The sequence below is a fragment of the Crenobacter oryzisoli genome (assembly GCF_030385785.1).
Classification (GTDB): domain Bacteria; phylum Pseudomonadota; class Gammaproteobacteria; order Burkholderiales; family Chromobacteriaceae; genus Crenobacter_A; species Crenobacter_A oryzisoli.
The window spans coordinates 19,942-36,348 of record NZ_JAUEDK010000043.1; the positions used below are offsets into that span (position 1 = coordinate 19,942).

At 61.1% G+C, this 16,407-nt stretch carries 16 protein-coding genes and 3 pseudogenes; 12 read left to right on the plus strand and 7 right to left on the minus strand.

All coding sequences use genetic code 11. From position 1 onward, the window contains the following. Positions 1-3: 3 nt before the first annotated feature. Together QU481_RS18325 and QU481_RS18330 are read right to left on the minus strand one after the other, a co-directional pair. A complete protein-coding gene (locus QU481_RS18325) occupies positions 4-3,405 on the minus strand; it encodes an adenylate/guanylate cyclase domain-containing protein (protein ID WP_289830976.1) in 3,402 nt (1,133 codons plus the stop codon). A gap of 288 nt (positions 3,406-3,693) precedes the next feature. Continuing rightward, entirely contained in the window at positions 3,694-4,743 is a 1,050-nt protein-coding gene (locus QU481_RS18330) for a patatin-like phospholipase family protein (RefSeq protein ID WP_289830977.1), read from the minus strand. Between the two features lie 284 nt (positions 4,744-5,027). Here QU481_RS18330 and QU481_RS18335 point away from each other — a divergent pair. After that, positions 5,028-5,319 (plus strand): annotated as a pseudogene (locus tag QU481_RS18335) (transposase); the annotation flags it as partial. 187 nt (positions 5,320-5,506) lie between these two features. Here QU481_RS18335 and QU481_RS18340 read toward each other — a convergent pair. The 3 genes and pseudogenes from QU481_RS18340 to QU481_RS18350 form a co-directional block, all read right to left on the minus strand. Beyond that, positions 5,507-6,310 (minus strand): Fic family protein, encoded by an 804-nt coding sequence (locus QU481_RS18340; RefSeq protein ID WP_289831452.1) that lies wholly within the window; start codon positions 6,308-6,310, stop codon positions 5,507-5,509. 108 nt (positions 6,311-6,418) lie between these two features. Continuing rightward, a pseudogene (locus QU481_RS18345) lies at positions 6,419-6,523 on the minus strand (IS5/IS1182 family transposase); the annotation flags it as partial. 29 nt (positions 6,524-6,552) lie between these two features. Further along, a complete protein-coding gene (locus tag QU481_RS18350) occupies positions 6,553-7,065 on the minus strand; it encodes a hypothetical protein (protein ID WP_289831453.1) in 513 nt (170 codons plus the stop codon). Between the two features lie 1,055 nt (positions 7,066-8,120). Here QU481_RS18350 and QU481_RS18355 point away from each other — a divergent pair. The 7 genes and pseudogenes from QU481_RS18355 (at position 8,121) to QU481_RS18390 (ending at position 11,623) form a co-directional block, all read left to right on the plus strand. Next, positions 8,121-9,437 carry a methyl-accepting chemotaxis protein gene (locus QU481_RS18355; protein WP_289831454.1) on the plus strand — a complete coding sequence of 439 codons (1,317 nt, stop codon included), beginning with the start codon at positions 8,121-8,123 and terminating at the stop codon, positions 9,435-9,437. Between the two features lie 132 nt (positions 9,438-9,569). Further along, positions 9,570-9,905 (plus strand): DUF2256 domain-containing protein, encoded by a 336-nt coding sequence (locus tag QU481_RS23940; RefSeq protein ID WP_353962195.1) that lies wholly within the window; start codon positions 9,570-9,572, stop codon positions 9,903-9,905. Continuing rightward, positions 9,800-10,214, plus strand: a pseudogene (locus tag QU481_RS18370) (cryptochrome/photolyase family protein). The gene QU481_RS23940 and the pseudogene QU481_RS18370 overlap by 106 nt, the downstream one beginning before the upstream one ends. Before the next feature lie 14 nt (positions 10,215-10,228). Next, entirely contained in the window at positions 10,229-10,519 is a 291-nt protein-coding gene (locus QU481_RS18375; RefSeq protein ID WP_289831456.1) for a hypothetical protein, read from the plus strand. Then, positions 10,516-10,818 (plus strand): hypothetical protein, encoded by a 303-nt coding sequence (locus QU481_RS18380; protein WP_289831457.1) that lies wholly within the window; start codon positions 10,516-10,518, stop codon positions 10,816-10,818. The genes QU481_RS18375 and QU481_RS18380 overlap by 4 nt, the downstream gene beginning before the upstream one ends. A 23-nt stretch (positions 10,819-10,841) precedes the next feature. Continuing rightward, on the plus strand, positions 10,842-11,384 hold the full coding sequence (locus QU481_RS18385; protein ID WP_289831458.1) for a lipocalin family protein: 543 nt from the start codon (positions 10,842-10,844) through the stop codon (positions 11,382-11,384). A gap of 14 nt (positions 11,385-11,398) precedes the next feature. Continuing rightward, entirely contained in the window at positions 11,399-11,623 is a 225-nt protein-coding gene (locus QU481_RS18390) for a TIGR02450 family Trp-rich protein (RefSeq protein WP_289831459.1), read from the plus strand. A 4-nt stretch (positions 11,624-11,627) separates the two neighbouring features. On the opposite strand, the gene QU481_RS18395 is transcribed toward QU481_RS18390, so the two are convergent. After that, complete coding sequence (locus QU481_RS18395; protein ID WP_289831460.1) at positions 11,628-12,536, minus strand: MerR family transcriptional regulator; 909 nt, start codon at positions 12,534-12,536, stop codon at positions 11,628-11,630. Positions 12,537-12,571: 35 nt separating this feature from the next. Then, positions 12,572-12,829: a hypothetical protein gene (locus QU481_RS18400; RefSeq protein ID WP_289831461.1), complete on the minus strand. Its 258-nt coding sequence runs from the start codon at positions 12,827-12,829 to the stop codon at positions 12,572-12,574. 180 nt (positions 12,830-13,009) lie between these two features. Here QU481_RS18400 and QU481_RS18405 point away from each other — a divergent pair, with 180 nt between their 5' ends. From QU481_RS18405 to QU481_RS18420, 4 genes are all read left to right on the plus strand, one after another. Next, complete coding sequence (locus QU481_RS18405) at positions 13,010-14,119, plus strand: muconate/chloromuconate family cycloisomerase (RefSeq protein WP_289831462.1); 1,110 nt, start codon at positions 13,010-13,012, stop codon at positions 14,117-14,119. A 44-nt stretch (positions 14,120-14,163) separates the two neighbouring features. Continuing rightward, positions 14,164-14,454, plus strand: a complete 291-nt coding sequence (gene catC / locus QU481_RS18410) for a muconolactone Delta-isomerase (protein WP_289831463.1) — start codon at positions 14,164-14,166, stop codon at positions 14,452-14,454. A gap of 99 nt (positions 14,455-14,553) precedes the next feature. Continuing rightward, positions 14,554-15,474 (plus strand): catechol 1,2-dioxygenase, encoded by a 921-nt coding sequence (catA, locus tag QU481_RS18415; RefSeq protein ID WP_289831464.1) that lies wholly within the window; start codon positions 14,554-14,556, stop codon positions 15,472-15,474. A gap of 64 nt (positions 15,475-15,538) precedes the next feature. Beyond that, positions 15,539-16,407, plus strand: an 869-nt coding sequence (locus QU481_RS18420; RefSeq protein ID WP_289831465.1) for a Rieske 2Fe-2S domain-containing protein, incomplete at its 3' end; no start/stop codon positions are given.

A 16,407-nucleotide genomic window follows, 5' to 3' on the forward strand; every position in this document is an offset into this window, starting at 1 on the left:
GCTTCAGCTAAGCGCGGCGAGCAACGCCCCGGCCTCCTGCAGGTCCGCGGTGTCGAAACCTTCGGTGAACCAGTCATAGGTTTCGGCCAAAATACGGCGGGCGTCGCCCGGCTTGCCCTGCTGTCGCCACAGCCGGCTCAGGCCCATCACCGCGCGCAGCTCCAGCGAGCGGGCTCCCTGTCGGCGAGCGATCGCGATCGCCTTCAGGAAGCAGGCTTCGGCTTCATCCCAGCCGCCGGCCTCCTCCCCCTCGCGGCTCGGCTGTTGCAGCATCAGTTCCCCCTTGAGTCGATACAGCTCCGCCTCGTACACGCGCTCCTGCTTCTGGTCCACGACGGCCAGCGCCTCGGTCAGCGTCTCAAGCCCTGCCTCGGTCTGTCCTGCTCTTCCGTAGGCTTCGGCCAGCAGCGCCAAGTAATGCGTCTGCCAATGCTCCGCCCCAGTGGCCCGATAGGCGGCCAAGCCCTGTTGCATCCTTTCGACTCCCTCTGCGGCGCATCCCTGCTCGGCCAGCACCCAGCCCGAGAGGATGGTTCCGTAAGCCAAAAAGTACGGGAAGCCATGCTCGGTCGCGAGGGCGATGGCTGCCTCCGTCAGCTCGCGCGTCGGCTGTGCCTCGCGCCGGTGCAGATGAAGCTCGGCGGCGAAGATCAAGGCATTGGCCGAGTCAGGAGGTTGGGACCGGATCTGAGCCAGAGCGAGCATCTCCTGGCTGCGCGCCAGGGCCTGATCCGGATAGCCGAGCAGCCACAGGTCCAAGGCGAAGTAGGCCAGCCCCAGCACGCCGGGCTCCAGTCCATAGAAGAAGGCAGCCGAGGGGTCATAGAGGGCCAGGGCCTGCTCCAACTGCGCGCGGGCAGGGTCCAACTCGCCGAGACCGAGTAAGCTGGTCCCCAGCGCTCGATGGGCTTGTGCGAGCAACGCAGGGTCTTGTGCCTTCCGGGCCAGCGTAAGGAGTTGCTCCCCCAGTTCGCGTGAGGTCAGCAGTTCCCCACGGACTAGATAAAATGTGCGCAGCCCCAACAGCGCGGGGAAGAGCTGGATCGTTTCGCCGAGCTGTCGGCACAGCGTCAGTGCCCGCGTATAGGTCGCTTCGACTTCCGGGGCAGCGTGCCCCTTGGTGGCCATCCAGGCCGGACCTAGAGTGATCAGAAGCTCGAGTTCTTGTCGTGTGCGCTCGGGAGCATCGGGCAGCGTTGCGAGCAGGGCCAGCGCCGTGGTCAGGTGGGCGACCGCTTCGGCATCGGCCGAGCGCTGCAGCGCCTGGCGCCCGGCGCAGTGCAGGTATTCCACCGCCTTCGGCGCGTTGCCGCTGCGGCTGAAATGATGCGCCAACTCGCTGCTGTGCTCCTCGAGCCGGGCGCCGAACAAAGCCTCGATGGCCTGGCCCGTCCGCTCATGTAGTGCACGGCGCTGATCGCTTAACAGCGAGCCGTAGGCTACCTCCTGGGTCAGCGCATGCTTGAAGCTGTACTCGACCTCCGGAAACGCCGGCTGCTCATAGATGAATTCACCGGCTTGCAGCCGCGTCAGCAGGCTCTTCATGGTGTCTTCGGACTGATCGACCACGCGCGCGAGCAGGCTCCAGGTAAATACCTTGCCAATCACCGCCAGGGTTTGCAGCAGCGCCTTCTCGGCCGGCTGCAGTCGGTCGATGCGGGAGGCGAGCACCCCCTGCACGGTGGCCGGGATCTGGAGCCTGCCTGGGAGCTGCTCGAGACGGTAATGACCGCGCTCGCCCTGCAGCACGTGCCCCTCAGCCAGCGCCTGCACCACTTCCTCGATGAAGAAGGGGTTGCCTTCCGTAAGCTCCAGGATCAGGCGCTCGAGCGGGGCCAGGCCGGGGGCATCGCCCAGCAGCGCGTGCAGGAGCTCCCGGGCTTCCGCTTCGCCCAGAGGATCCAGCCGCAACTGGGTGTAGTAGCTCTTGCGGCCCCAGTCATGCCGGTACTCGGGCCGGTAATTGACCAGTAGCAGGATACGGGCGTTGCCCACGCTCTCGCCGAGAAAGCCAAGGAAGGCCTCGGTTTCGCTGTCGAGCCACTGCAAATCCTCGACGATCAGTTCCAGTGGCTGGGTCAGGCTCTCGCGCACCAACAGCCGCTTGATCGCCTCGAAAGTCCGCTGCCGGCGGATCTGCGGGTCCATCATCGCCAGCGCCGAGTTCGGCTCGGCTGCCCCGAGCAGGTGGAACAGATAGGGCAGCGTGTCTTCCAGTGCGCGGTCCAGGGTCAGCACCTTGCCGGTGATCCGCTCGCGCCGGCGACGCTCGTCGTCCTGCGCCGTGAGCTGGCAGTAGTTCCGCAGCAGCTCGATCAGCGGCAGATACGGATAGGCTTTGCCGTGCGACACCGAGAAGGTTTCCAGTACCAGGCAATCGCGCGGCGCGAGCAGCTTGAACTCGTGGTATAGCCGAGACTTGCCCACCCCAGGGTCGCCAACCATACCAACGATCTGGCCATGGCCGGCTTGCGCCCCCGCCCGAGCTGCGCGTAGCTGCCCGAGCTCGCGCGAACGACCGACAAAGCGCGCCAGCCCGCGGCTGGCCGACACCTGCAGCCGGGTCCGCAGCGGACCGAGACCGAGCACTTCAAAGACCGCGAGCGGCTCGGGCAGCCCCTTGATCGGCGTCGCGCCGAGCGCCTTGAACGCAAAATAGCCTTCGGTCAGGTGGCGCGTGTGTTCGCTCGCGACGATCGAGCCGGGCACGGCGATGCCCTCCATGCGCGAAGCAATGTGGATCGAGTTGCCCACCGGATCGTAGTCGGTGTGCAAATCATGGATGCGGATCGTACGCACGACCACTTCGCCGGAGTTGATGCCGACGCGGATCTGCAACGCGATTCCCTGAGCGAGACGCACGCCGTCGGCGTACCGGTGCATGGCTTCCTGCATGCGCAGCGCCGCCAGCAAGGCCCGCTGCGGGTGATCCTCGTTGGCGATCGGCGCGCCGAACAGCGCCAGGATGCCATCGCCCATCGACTTGGCCACATAGCCTTCGTAGTGATGCACGGCCTCCATCATCAGCGCCAGCACCGGGTCGATCAGCCGGCGGGCATCTTCGGGATCGAGGTCGTGGATCAGCGCGGTCGAACCGGCCATGTCGGCGAACAGCGCGGTAACAGTCTTGCGCTCGCCGTCTGCCACGCCGCGGGCTTCCATGGCCGCCTGTGCCGCCCGGATGCGTTCTGCCAGGTAGGGGGGCGTGTAGTCGATGGGCGCCGTGGTCGCAAGCGCCGCGCTCGGGGGCGGCCCGTTCAACGGCGCGCCGCATTCGCTGCAGAACTTGGCGCTCGCGCTCGCCTCGTGCCCGCAGGCAGGGCAGGCGCGCACCACCTTGGCGCCGCATTCCTCGCAGAACTTGGCGCCGGTCGGATTCTCGAATCCGCAGCTTGCACAACGCATAGGGCTTACCCCCGCCTCCGGCGGTTTTCAAGGTGCAACCGTTTAATCGGGGCTGGCAGCTCGCCGGGCTAGCCGCCCGGGCCGCGCGACCCCGATTTTTCTGCACATCGTCCGTTACGGCCGAATGCCGACAATAGCAAACGCGATAAAGCCTGTCGGCTGGCACCGTTTTGGGCATGGCCGCCCCGTAACCATAGTCTGTCGGGGGCTTGTGCGATAAGCCTGTTCAGACGGTTCTCGCCATATCGTGGCTATTTCGAGGGGGGCGAGAAGAGGGCGAGCGCCTTATCAAAGGAACTCTTTGCCGATGTCGATGCTCGAGCGCTGCCCGATGTTTTGATAGTTTTCCTTGAGCCACGCCTCGGCTTCGGTCCGTCCCTTGTCCCGCAGAAAGCAGAGGAAGTCCCAGTCGGCGTTGTACTTGCTCGACACGCTGAGTGCGGCCATCGTCTGGTCGGACCGGATTGAGTGGATCAGCATTTCCTTCATTTCGCCGCGACCGACCTTGCCTTGTTGGATCAGCGAGGAAACGAAGGCGATCGCGCGCATCTCACGCATCAGCGACGAATTGAAGCTCACTTCATTGATGCGGTTGAGAATTTCGGCCGCAGTGGTCGGCACGCCGGGGCGGACGATCGGATTGATATGCACAACCACTACATCGCGCGTGCTGCAGTGGTAGATCAGCGGGAATATCGCCGGGTTACCAACGTAGCCGCCGTCCCAGTAATATTCGCCATTGATCTCCACCGCCTGAAACAGGGTTGGAATGCAGGCCGAAGCGAGCACCGCTTTCACGCATATGTCATCGCCGGAAAAGAGGCGGATCTTGCCGGTCTCGACATTGGTCGCACAGAGATAGAGGCGGATCGGGCAATGCCCGCGCAACGCGGTGAAATCGACATGTTGCTCCAGCAACTCGCGTAGCGGGTTCGCGTTGAATGGATTGAATTGGTACGGCGAGAGGACGCGCAGTGTGATGTCCATCAGCAGGTACAAGGGCGAGTGTTCCAGCCCGAAGCTGTGGGACCCTTTCAGCCATGGCAACAAGCGGAAGGGGTTATGCCGCTGCGCCGATTGCGCGATAGCGTGCCAGAAGTCGTGCAGCGCCTGACGCGCGCCCTCGGAACCACCCTGTAGCAGCCCGTAGGCCAGCACTGCAGCGTTCATCGCACCTGCGCTGGTCGCGCTGACGCCTTCTAGTACAAGCCGCCCGTCCTCGAGCAGTCGGTCGAGCACGCCCCAGGTGAACGCTCCGTGCATCCCGCCGCCCTGCAAGGCTAGCGCGATCGGCTTCTGTTCGCCGTTGTTCGGCCGAGTTCCACTCGTTGCAGCCATCGTAAACCTCCCAGGGTCCGATCCCAGCCACGTCGTCGCTTACGCCAACCCCCGGCGTTTGCGTGTCGACGGGGTCATAATACAAGGCGGGCCTCATCCAGACGCTATATTGCTCCGGCTGGACTGGAAGCGGATATCCGGCTCGGCCATCCCCCTTCGCCTCGATGAAGCCGTACTCCTTAAACACGAACGGTTACCGAGGCAGCATTGCGTCGCATCCATGAGCTTGGGCGTGGATTTCGGATACCAAGCGTAGTCAGATAAACTGACATGCAGAGGTTCCGATGTACAAGATTCCACGACAAAGCTACACCCCAGAATTCAAGCAAGAAGCCATCCGGCAGATCGAGGCCGAGGGCAAGTCTCCAGCCCAGGTCGCTCGTGACCTGGGCATCTCCGAACAAACGCTCAGCAACTGGCGCAAAGCACACAAGGCCGGCAAGCTGGCCTCCGGTTCTGGTAAACCGGTCACGCCAGAGCAGATGGAACTCTCCCGCCTGCGGGCCGAGAATGCCCGCCATCAAGATGGAGCTCGAGATCCTGGAAAAAGCCACGGCGCACTTCGCCAAGAAGTCGCAGTGAAGTACGCCTGGCTCGATGGAATGCGCACTCACTATCCCCTGCAATCCTTGTGCCGTGTGCTGTGGGTCAGCACCAGTGGTTTTGCCGACTGGAAGGCTGGCTGGCGAACGGAAAAAGCGAAGGCTCGTCTGTAATGGGCGGGATACGCTACACACCACCAGTGCTTGCCGGGTTTCTGTTATTACATTCCGAAACTCGGGTCAGATGAGGACTTGCTTCTCGGCCCGGCTTTAGGGGCCGGCTGGAGCAAGGCCAGGTAGGTCTCCAGCGATCGTTGGACTGCCTCAGCCACTAGCCTAGTGATGCTGTCGTAGACACCTGCCACGCAAGCATCGTCCAAGGCGTCGTAATACGCCAGGCGGTCTTCCTTGCGGATCACGGCCGGAGGATAGCCGGCTTTCATCAGTTCAAAGTTCAATAGCAAGCGCCCAGTGCGCCCATTGCCATCTACGAACGGGTGAATCGCTACGAAGCGCGTGTGCAGTTCGGCGGCACGCTTGATAGGGTGCATCTGCCCGGCCGACTCGTACCAGGTCATCAGGTGCTGCATTTCCTCATCCAGGTGCAGGAAGTCCGGTGGGGTCGTACTCGCGCCCGCGATGACCACGTTTTCAAGGCGGTAGCGGCCCGCCTCTTCATTGTCGATCCCCTTCAGGACCAGGCTGTGAATGTTCTTGATCTGCCACTCACTGAGCGGCTCCTGCTTGGCTACGACCTCCTCAACATAGAGGATCGCATCGCGATGGTTGGTCGCTTCAAAGTGCTCACGCAGTGACTTGCCGCCGACGGTAATGCCTTCGAGCACCACCTTGGTCTCACGTAGGGTCAGCGTATTGCCTTCGATTGCGTTCGAATGGTAGGTCCACTCCAGGGTCAGTTTCTCTTGAAGCGAGGCGACGGTATGGGGTGGCAAAGGGCGAACTGCATCCAGCTTAGCCTTCTCCGTATCCACCGCTTGTAGTTTCGCTTCCAGTTCGGGGCTCATGTGCCGCTCCTGTATGTCATGGCTTCAGTGTACCGTGCGCCGTGGCGCTGTTGCACAAATCAGTTGAAGGGTGAATTTTCCCAGACCCCAAACGTACTTTGAGCCTGTTCAAAGTCTTTTGAAGAGCAAGGCGAGCAAGGGCAGGTGGATGAACGGCAGGCTGGTATTAAGCAGCAGCTCACAGTTCTTCCACTACCGGCGATTCTTCTCCAGTCAACAATACCCATGCGGTGACGTGCGGCTCAGCGATAAAACTTGTTTTCTTTTTTCAGGTCTTGTAAGTCCTTTAGCATGTCGCGCCGTATCCCCGCGCCTAGCCAAGCCAAAGGACAGACCAGATTGTCACAGACATAGCGTCCCTGTAGATACAGGACGCCTGCTTCTATGAGTTGACCGCTGCCTCCGGCGACGTTGCGTAGCCGTTCGGTGAGCCCTAATACGCCGTAACCCACTAAGCCGTCTTCGCACAGCAACACGGAGTAGTGGGCGGTGTCTTTAAGGTATACCCAGCGACCTATCTGCATATTGGCAATGGCTTCTTGGATGTCATCGTCCATAGAGCCGCCGTCGGACAGATAGCCATCCAGTCGGTGGCGTTCTGCATCAAACCGTCGGCGTGAATCGGCCAGCGCCATCAAGGGGCTCTCTGTGTAGCGCTGCTGCTCCTCGGTACTCAATTGCTGTGGCAGGCAGTACAGTAAGAAGGCTTGGTACTGCTGGATAAAGCGTCGAGCTTCAACCTCGGGTAAATGCATATTTAGATACCATGCCTTTGTCGTGTGCGCCGCGTGCTATTGAGGGTTCCCCAGGTTTGGCCAATCGAAATGTGCCGACAGTGGAGTGGTGCACTCTGCGGTAAATTTGGGCTTTACAAAAAGGTTGCCATTGTAGCCGATGGCGCATCGTTCGATACGGCAGGGCTAGTCATCAAGCCCACGCTATCAATGTGACAGCGACTGCGCAGTAGCTTGCTGATCAGGCTCTTGCGGCGGGGAAAAGTGTTAGGTGTACCGGGTTTCTGACCGGAGGTATCCAGCCGCCCTCATCACTCCGCCGGCGGCAAGCGGCGCAACACTTCGTCCAGTAGCCGGCCCAGTGGGAGCGAAGCTGCGAGTGCGACACGAAGTCGCATAGTTAATTGTCTCATCACCTCGTTGGAGAGAAAGGAGACCTGCTGTTCCGTCAGCAGTAGTCTACCGGCACATGCGTCACTGGCAACGGTGGTGTATGAAGCTGCCGGGACAATGTCTCGGTGCCCTCGGGCAGCAAGGCGGCAAAGTCCTTCGCAGCATCGGTCTGGCCCGTGCCACCTTGCATCTGCACTGGAAGGTGGCTTGCTACAACCTGTGCCGTCTGTGCACCCTGAAAACGAGCGGCGTGATGGCCTTCTAACGCCCAAATGGCGCCTACGGCGGCACAAAATGGCCACCTGGGCGCAAGAAACAATGAAAAACGTACGCTAAAGCGCCTTGACCTTGCCTCAAGAGCTGAGTTTGTACGTCACACTCCGCCGAAAGGCGGGTTATTCGAGGTGCCCCCTTGTCTATCCAGAGGAGCTGCCCTCGCTGCTTTAGGGACTGATTGTAGGCATGCCAGTTTGTCGTCTAGTACTTGGGAGGGAGGGGCTTTCTCATGCCGTCATTCTACTGAATGCAAATAGCCCCGATTTGTGCAAAGCCGCAACAAAGCCGTTTGTACTATACAAAAATACCCTATTAGTTAAAATAAACGTATAGCGTTCGTGCCGGTAGACGCCCAGCACGTCGCTGGCAGGCTACAACTTGGTACAGCCATCATGAAGAGGCGACATATGTTCAACCGGGCACTCAAACAGCAAATCACGCAGCTTCAGCAGGCACTGCATGCCATGCAACCGTACAAGCTGTGCATGGATAACAATTTGACCTCAGTGGAGTTCGACCTCGCAAAGAATGTGGTTGCCGCCAGCAAGCCACTGCTGGAACGCTTCGGTTATCACGGCATTGAGGCGCTCCGCGGCAAACCGTACAACACACTGTTTCCCGACATGCCAAGCAATGGCAGCCAATATGTACAACTCTGGAATACCTTGCAGCAAGGAACGACGTTTACAGGGCAGTTACAGGGTGTGGATCGAAGCGGGGCCCTACTATGGCTACAGGTCTGCTGCATGCCGCTGCTGGACGAGCAGCAAAAACTGCGTGGTTATTTCCTGGTGGGGCTCGATCTGACCGACCAGATTGCAAGTTCGCAGCGCAATAGCGCGATCCTCCAGGCGATAGACCGCTCAATGGCCATCATCGAATTCACCCCCGATGGCAAGATCGTCACTGCAAACGACAATTTCCAGCAGGTCACCGGCTATCGTGCCGACGAACTGAAGGGGCACCATCACAGCATGCTGTGCGAACCAGCGTTTGTGCAAAGTGCGGAGTACGGCAAGCTGTGGAACAGCCTGCAACGCGGCGAGTACCACGCCGGACGTATACAGCGCCGCCATCGCAATGGCGAAGCACTATGGCTGGAGGCAAGTTACAACCCGGTACTGGACAGCACCGGCAAGGTGCAGAGTGTGATCAAGTTTGCCTCTGACATCACCGCACAGGTACATCAGGCCAACGCAGAACGGGATGCAGCAATGCTGGCATACCACTCTTCGCAGCAGACCCTCAGCCTGTCTGACTCCGGGGTAATAGGCGTACAGCAAAGCATAGGCGAGATACAGGAAATGGCCGGCAATCTGGAAAGCGCAGGCCAGAACATACAAGGTTTGGGCGCCAGGTCACAGGAAATCACCAGCATCGTGCAGACTATCCGCGATATTGCCGACCAGACGAATTTGCTGGCACTGAATGCGGCCATCGAAGCGGCACGCGCCGGTGAGACCGGCCGTGGTTTTGCAGTAGTTGCCGACGAGGTGCGCAAGCTGGCCGAACGCACCGCCAGCTCCACCTCCGAAATCACCCGCATGGTGAACGACATCCAGCAACAGACTGCCCAGGCAGTGCGCAATGTGCAGGAACTGCTGCAACAGGCGCAGCACAGCGTGAGCATGGTACAGGCTGCCGGCGACACCATCGGCCAGATTCGAGATGGCGCCGAATCGGTGGTGGGCGCGGTCAATAAGCTCACGCAGATGAAACAATGAGTCATCACGCCATGCGGCAGCTTTTTCATTGCAACGCTTGTTCTGTCTACGCGGCCGCTGGCATCGCCGTATGCGGCATCAGGCGAGAACCGTTGGGCATCAGGCGCTACAGTGCTCGCAATAGGATCAGCCATGCGCAGCGGATTCAAGGGCAACAAGCAACGGCTGCCCAGCAAGCCGTGTGCCGGCTGCGGCCTCCCCATGAGCTGGAGCCGTAAATGGGCGCAATGCTGGGAGCAGGTGAAGTATTGCATCCGAGCAATGCCGGCGGCAGCACTGAGCCATGGTCGAACTGCGACTAACACTGGGCAACCAACTCAACCCCGCTGCACAGCTGGTTTGCCCTGCCACGCAGCGATGTGGTGTACCTGCTGCTGGAGCTGCGACAGGAAACCGGTTACGCGCTGCACCACGCGCAGAAACTGCTGGCGGTGCTGGCCGCCATGCGCGACTTTGCCCGCCAGCTGAAAGTGGCCAGGCATCGAGTGCGCTATGTCGCCATTGCCCCTCAGCAACCGTTGCTCGCTGAAAGACAACCTGGATGCCCTGCTACAGCACTACCAGCCGCAGGCGTTCCGCTGGCAGCAGCCAGATGAATGGCGGCTGGATCAGCAATTGCAGCAGTGGGCGGCGCGGCAGCAGATTCCCTGCCACGCGGTGAACCGCGAACACTTCTACACTGCCCGCCACGATGCTGTCACCTCGCGAGGTGGTCAGCGCCGCCGAACAGGCCTGGCACAACGGACAGGCGCCGCTGCCGGCGGTGGAAGGCTTTAGGCTGGCGCGAATACGTGCGCGGCGTGTACTGGGCGCGCATGCCGGCCTACGTACACAGCAACAGCTTCGACCATCAACTCCCCCTGCCCGCCTGGTTCTGGCATGGCCAGACCGGCATGCGCTGCCTGGCGCTGGCCATTGGCCAGTCATTGTGCGATGCCTATGCGCACCATATCCAGCGCCTGATGGTAATCGGCAACTTCGTCTTGCTGGCCGGGCTGTCACCGCAAGCCCTGTACCAGTGGTACCTGGGGTGTATATCGATGCCTTCGAATGGGTGGAGCTGCCAAACACCTTGGGCATGAGCCAGTATGCCGACGGTGGCCTGCTGGCCAGCAAGCCTTATGTCTCCGGCAGCGCCTACCTGCACCGCATGGGCGACTATTGCGGTAGCTGCCGCTATCGCCGCGAACAGCGGCCTGGTGAGCAGGCCTGCCCGTTCAATGCCCTGTACTGGGATTTCTTCCTGCGCCAGCAGCATCGCCTTGCGGCCAACCCCAGGCTGGCACTGGTGTACCGGCAGCTGGACACCATGGCCGATGCGGAAAAGCAGGCCATCACCAGCACGGCGGCGCAGCTGCGCCAGCATCTGGACAGCCTGTGAGACGACAACAAGCAAGGTTCTATATGCACATTTCCCGCCTATTCACCACCCTACTGTTGGCCGCCAGCCTGTTTACCGCTGGCTGCTCCACCCTGCCGCCGGCTGGTATCCACCCAGTAGGCAATTTTTCGCTGACGCGCTACAACGGCAACTGGTACGAGATTGCCCGCCTCGATCACAGCTTTGAACGCGGCCTGACTGATGTCAGCGCCGGCTACAGCCAGAACAGCGACGGGAGCATCCGGGTGCTGAACCGCGGCTACGATGTGGGTAGCGGGCGCTGGAAACAGGCACAGGGCCGGGCGCTGTTCAATTTCGACCCGCAAACCGCATCGCTGAAAGTCTCATTCTTCGGCCCGTGCTATGGTGGTTACCACGTGGTGGCACTGGACCCGGACTACCGTTGGGCGCTGGTTGCCGGCAATGACCGCAACTATCTGTGGATTCTGGCGCGGGAACGGCAACTGCCGGTCGAGGTACGCAACGCCCTGCTACAGCAGGCGCGCAGCCTGGGCTTCGACACCAACCAGCTGATCTGGGTCAGCCACAGTCGCGGCCAACCTTGAACGGAGAACGCAACATGCCCTTACGCCGGAACCCGCGCAAGCTGCTGCTCAGCAAGTGGACGGCAGTGCAGCCGCGCAACAAGGAAAAGCATTTCATCGTGACTCGGCTGCTGCAGCCAGAGGATCCGGCACAGCCGTTAACGGAGGTAGAGCTGGAGGCGGTCTACAGCCGGCGCAGCCAGGTAATTGCCTGGCAGACGCTCACCGATGCCAAGCTATGGCGCCAGGGCTGGCACTGAGGCACTAGCTGTTCGCGGCCAACCAGCCGGCAACCAGCGCGTCCAGATCGGCCAACTCGCGTACATGGCAAACCCGTGGCTGCATGCCATGCAGCTGGCGACAACCGCCGCCGCCCACCCATAGCTGCGTCTGCGCCGGCAACTGTGCCACCAGCTGCGCCAGATCGGCGGCGACATCGCCCTGGTAGGATGGCGAAAACGACAGCGCCACCACATCCACTGCGTGCTTGCCCGCCGCCTGCACGATATCGCCCAGCGGCATCTGCGCACCAAAGGCGATGGCATCACAGCCCTGCAGCCGCAGTAGTGTTTCTACCATCAACAGCCCCAGCACATGCTGTTCGCCCGGACAGGTAGTCAGCATCACTCGCGGAGTTTGTCGACCTGCTGGGACGCTTGAAAGGGATTCACGGATCACCCGAGTGACTTCTTCCGAATACAGGTGCTCCTCGTACACCTGGAGTTCACCACGTAACCAGGCATCGCCTACTAGCTGGTTGGCGGCGGGTAAAAATTCCAGCACGAAGCGGCGCAGACCCAGCTCCCGCAGCTGGTGACGCAGATACTCTCGTGCCGCGGCGGCAACATGCCCTTGCAGCACTGCCACCAGCTGGCTGCAATTGGTAGGCACCTCCAGTCGTGGCGTGTGGTTTTCGGTTAGTGCCTGCAAAGCCGCCATCTCCAGTCGCACCAGCTTGCCGGGGCGAAAGCCTAGATCAAGCAGCCGGCTGATCAACCTGAGCTTCGCGACCTCGCCCGGTGAGTACAGCCGGTCGCCGGCTTCATCGCGCGCCGGCTGCGGAAAGCCATAGCGTCGCTCCCACATGCGCAGCAGGTCCTTGGGTATGCCTGTCTCGCGCTCTACCGTAGCGATGGGGAGTCCGGAAGCTGTGGGGGTGGTGGCGGCAGACATGGCAGGTCGGGGGTGAGTTTGGCCAAAGGCGGGCATTATGCCATGTGCTGCTTGAGGCGACGCAGCAGCCAGCCCAGTACCGGCAGTTGTTCATATACGCCTTCGGCGGCGTCCCAGTAGTCGCGGTGTTCGCAGATCAGTCCGGCGGCATCCAGCCAGAACAGTGTGCCGCCATGAATCTGCAGCTGGCGGCCATGCAGCGCAAAGCAGAAATCCCTGCTCACGAATGCGCGGGCGTCCTGCTGCACTACCTCGCCAATCACGAAACGCGGCTGGCTCAGGGTACGGAACATGCGCGCATATACGTCCCGTATGCTTCCTCCGCGACCGCCACAAAGTAACGCAAGTGCCGCAACTCCATCTCAATACCTCCAAAGTATCAAAAAAATACTAAATCAGTGTTGGACGGCGATAACACCGGTTTGTATCGTTAGCTCAAGCCTTGTTCAGTTCCAACTTTATACTTTAAAGACATGATCCGCTCAATCGAAACCATACTCGTCGATGTCCCGACGATTCGCCCTCACAAGCTGTCCGTCGCCACGATGAGCACGCAAACCTTGGTGTTGGTGCGCATTCAATGTGACGACGGTGTCGAAGGCTGGGGTGAGGCCACCACCATTGGCGGTCTGAATTATGGGGACGAAAGCCCGGAGAGCGTCAAAGTCAACATTGATACGCACATTGCCCCATTAATGATCGGCATGGATGCGCGCAATGTGGCGGCTGTCATGGCGAAACTCCGTAAAACCATTCAGGGCAACCGCTTTGCCAAATGTGCCATTGAAACGGCGCTGCTGGATGCCCAAGCTCGCCGGCTGAATATTCCGCTGAGCGAGTTACTGGGGGGGCGTTTGCGCGATGAATTGCCGGTCGCCTGGACGCTCGCCAGCGGCGATACCCAGAAAGATATTGCCGAAGCGGAAACCATGCTCGAACTGCGCCGCCACCGCATCTTCAAGCTGAAGATCGGCCTGCGCCCGGTCGCCGACGACGTCGCCCATGTACTGGCAATCAAGAAAGCGCTCGGCGATGCGGTCAGCGTGCGCGTCGATGTCAACCAGGCCTGGAGCGAGCTGGAGGCCGTCAACGGCATCGCTGCGCTGGAGGCCGGCGGCATCGACCTGATCGAGCAGCCGATCCGCGCCGAGAACAAGACCGGCCTGGCACGACTGGCGGCCCGTTTCGCCGTGCCAATGATGGCCGACGAAGCGCTGCATGGCCCGCTGGACGCCCTGGAGCTGGCGACCCACGCCGGCGCCGACGTGTTCGCGGTCAAGATCGCCCAGTCCGGCGGTCTGGTGCCGGCCCAGCAAGTCGGCGCCATCGCCCAGCTGGCGGGGATCGAGCTGTACGGCGGCACGATGCTGGAAGGCGCCGTCGGCACCGCCGCCTCGGCCCATCTGTTCTCGACCTTCTCCAGTCTCGCCTTCGGCACCGAATTGTTCGGCCCCTTGCTGCTGACCGAGGAACTGCTGGTCGAGCCGCTGGTTTACCAGGACTTCATGCTGCAAGTGCCGAACAAGCCCGGCCTCGGCATCGACATCGACCGCGACAAATTGGCCCTGCTGCGCCGCCGTTAAGGCCGAGCATTCCTTAAACCGAATCACTTTCAAGGAATACCACCATGCTATTTCACGTGCGAATGGATGTGAATTTACCGCCGTCCATGCCGGAAGCCGAAGCGGCCGAACTCAAGCGTGTCGAGCGCGACAAGGCGCAAGCGTTGCAGGCCAGCGGTAAATGGCGCCATTTGTGGCGCATCGCTGGCCAGTATTCCAACATCAGCCTTTTTGATGTGGATAGCGTGGACGAGCTGCACACCATGATTTCCACCCTGCCGTTATTTCCCTACATGACGATTCAGGTGATGCCGCTGTGCCGCCATCCTTCGTCTATTCGGGATGACGACAAATAAGCCGCGAGCATTGTATTCATCGCGACACCCCCGTCATTAATCAGTCAACCGCCCACCACAATCAGTCTTGTTGATAAATACAACAGAGGAGAAACAGTCATGACACACAATGAAATTGACGCCCTGGTAAAAAACTTCATCGTTGACACCGCCAGCGGTGAGGTCAACTCCCGTATTCAGCAGATCGTGGTTCGTCTGACCAGCGACCTGTTCAAGGCGATCGAAGACCTGGACCTGAGCCCGAGCGAAGTCTGGAAGGGGCTGGAGTATTTCGCCGAAGCCGGCGCGACCCACGAACTGGGTCTGTTGGCCGCCGGCCTGGGTCTGGAACGCTTTGTCGACATCCGCATGGACGAGGCCGAAGCCAAGGCCGGTATCACCGGCGGTACCCCGCGTACCATCGAAGGCCCGCTCTACGTGGCCGGTGCGCCGAAGTCGGAAGGCTTTGCCCGTATGGACGATGGTACCGAGGCCGACCAGGGTGAAGTGCTGTTCATGCAGGGCACCGTCTACGATGCCAACGGCAAGCCGCTGCAGGGCGCCCAGGTCGAAGCCTGGCACGCCAACCTGATGGGCAACTACTCGTTCTTCGACAAGAGCCAGTCGCACTTCAACCTGCGCCGTACCATCATCACCGACGCCAACGGCCGCTACCAGTTCCGCAGCATCATGCCGATGGGCTATGGCTGTCCGCCGGAAGGCACCACCCAACGCCTGCTGAACCTGCTCGGCCGCCACGGCCGCCGTCCGGCCCACATCCACTTCTTCGTGACGGCCCCGGGTCACCGCAAGCTCACCACCCAGATCAACATCGACGGTGACGAGTACCTGTGGGACGACTTCGCCTTCGCCAGCCGTGAAGGCCTGGTCCCGACCGTGAACCGCATCAGCGATGCGGCCGAGATCGACAAGAAGGGTCTGCAGAAGCCATTCGCCTCGATCGACTTCGACTTCAGCCTGAACGCCGAGACCGACGCAGCGCCGACCACCATCGTCGAGCGCAAGCGCGCCAGCGCCTAAGGCATAGCGCGAAGCAGGGCTGCTCTCACGGGCAGTCCTTTTTGGACCTGAGAGGAGAACGGTCATGATCCCCATTTACCCCGATACCGGCGCGAAGCTCAAGACGCTGGACGACTACCTGATCGAGAATCCCGAGACCGGCGACTACCGTGTGCACCGCAGCGTCTTCACCGATGAGACGCTGTTCGAACTGGAGATGAAACACATCTTCGAGGGCAACTGGATCTATCTCGCACACGAAAGCCAGATTCCCAACGTCAACGATTATTACACCACCACCATGGGCCGGCAGCCGATCGTCATCGCGCGCAACCGCCAGGGGGAACTGAACGCCTTCATCAACGCCTGTACCCATCGCGGTGCGACGCTGTGCCGCCACAAGCGCGGCAACAAGGCGACCTACACCTGCCCGTTCCATGGCTGGACCTTCAACAACAGCGGCAAGCTGTTGAAGGTGAAAGACCCGGAAGACGCCGGCTACCCGGACTGCTTCAACAAGGAAGGCTCGCACGACCTGAAGAAGGTGGCGCGCTTCGAGAACTACCGTGGTTTCCTGTTCGGCAGCCTGAACGCCGATGTGAAACCGCTGACCGAATTCCTCGGCGAGGCCGCCAAGATCATCGACATGATCGTCGACCAGTCGGCCGATGGTCTGGAAGTGCTGCGCGGCTCCTCCACCTACACTTTCGACGGCAACTGGAAGCTGACCGCCGAGAACGGCGCCGACGGCTACCACGTGTCGGCGGTGCACTGGAACTACGCCGCCACCACCAGTCATCGCAAGGAGCAGAACGCCCGCGAAGACAAGACCCGCGCGATGGACGCCGGCAAGTGGGGCAAGCAGGGCGGTGGCTTCTATGCGTTCGAGCATGGCCACATGCTGTTGTGGACCCAGTGGGCCAACCCGGAAGACCGCCCCAATTTCGCGCGCCG

What these genes read in the sequence shown, in the direction of transcription:
- QU481_RS18325 (WP_289830976.1), bottom strand. Translation starts at nt 3,405, where the DNA reads ATGCGTTGTGCAAGCTGCGGATTCGAGAATCCGACCGGCGCCAAGTTC.
- QU481_RS18330 (WP_289830977.1), bottom strand. Translation starts at nt 4,743, where the DNA reads ATGGCTGCAACGAGTGGAACTCGGCCGAACAACGGCGAACAGAAGCCG.
- QU481_RS18340 (WP_289831452.1), bottom strand. Translation starts at nt 6,310, where the DNA reads ATGAGCCCCGAACTGGAAGCGAAACTACAAGCGGTGGATACGGAGAAG.
- QU481_RS18350 (WP_289831453.1), bottom strand. Translation starts at nt 7,065, where the DNA reads ATGCATTTACCCGAGGTTGAAGCTCGACGCTTTATCCAGCAGTACCAA.
- QU481_RS18355 (WP_289831454.1), top strand. Translation starts at nt 8,121, where the DNA reads ATGTTCAACCGGGCACTCAAACAGCAAATCACGCAGCTTCAGCAGGCA.
- QU481_RS23940 (WP_353962195.1), top strand. Translation starts at nt 9,570, where the DNA reads ATGCGCAGCGGATTCAAGGGCAACAAGCAACGGCTGCCCAGCAAGCCG.
- QU481_RS18380 (WP_289831457.1), top strand. Translation starts at nt 10,516, where the DNA reads ATGAGCCAGTATGCCGACGGTGGCCTGCTGGCCAGCAAGCCTTATGTC.
- QU481_RS18385 (WP_289831458.1), top strand. Translation starts at nt 10,842, where the DNA reads ATGCACATTTCCCGCCTATTCACCACCCTACTGTTGGCCGCCAGCCTG.
- QU481_RS18390 (WP_289831459.1), top strand. Translation starts at nt 11,399, where the DNA reads ATGCCCTTACGCCGGAACCCGCGCAAGCTGCTGCTCAGCAAGTGGACG.
- QU481_RS18395 (WP_289831460.1), bottom strand. Translation starts at nt 12,536, where the DNA reads ATGTCTGCCGCCACCACCCCCACAGCTTCCGGACTCCCCATCGCTACG.
- QU481_RS18400 (WP_289831461.1), bottom strand. Translation starts at nt 12,829, where the DNA reads ATGTTCCGTACCCTGAGCCAGCCGCGTTTCGTGATTGGCGAGGTAGTG.
- QU481_RS18405 (WP_289831462.1), top strand. Translation starts at nt 13,010, where the DNA reads ATGATCCGCTCAATCGAAACCATACTCGTCGATGTCCCGACGATTCGC.
- catC (WP_289831463.1), top strand. Translation starts at nt 14,164, where the DNA reads ATGCTATTTCACGTGCGAATGGATGTGAATTTACCGCCGTCCATGCCG.
- catA (WP_289831464.1), top strand. Translation starts at nt 14,554, where the DNA reads ATGACACACAATGAAATTGACGCCCTGGTAAAAAACTTCATCGTTGAC.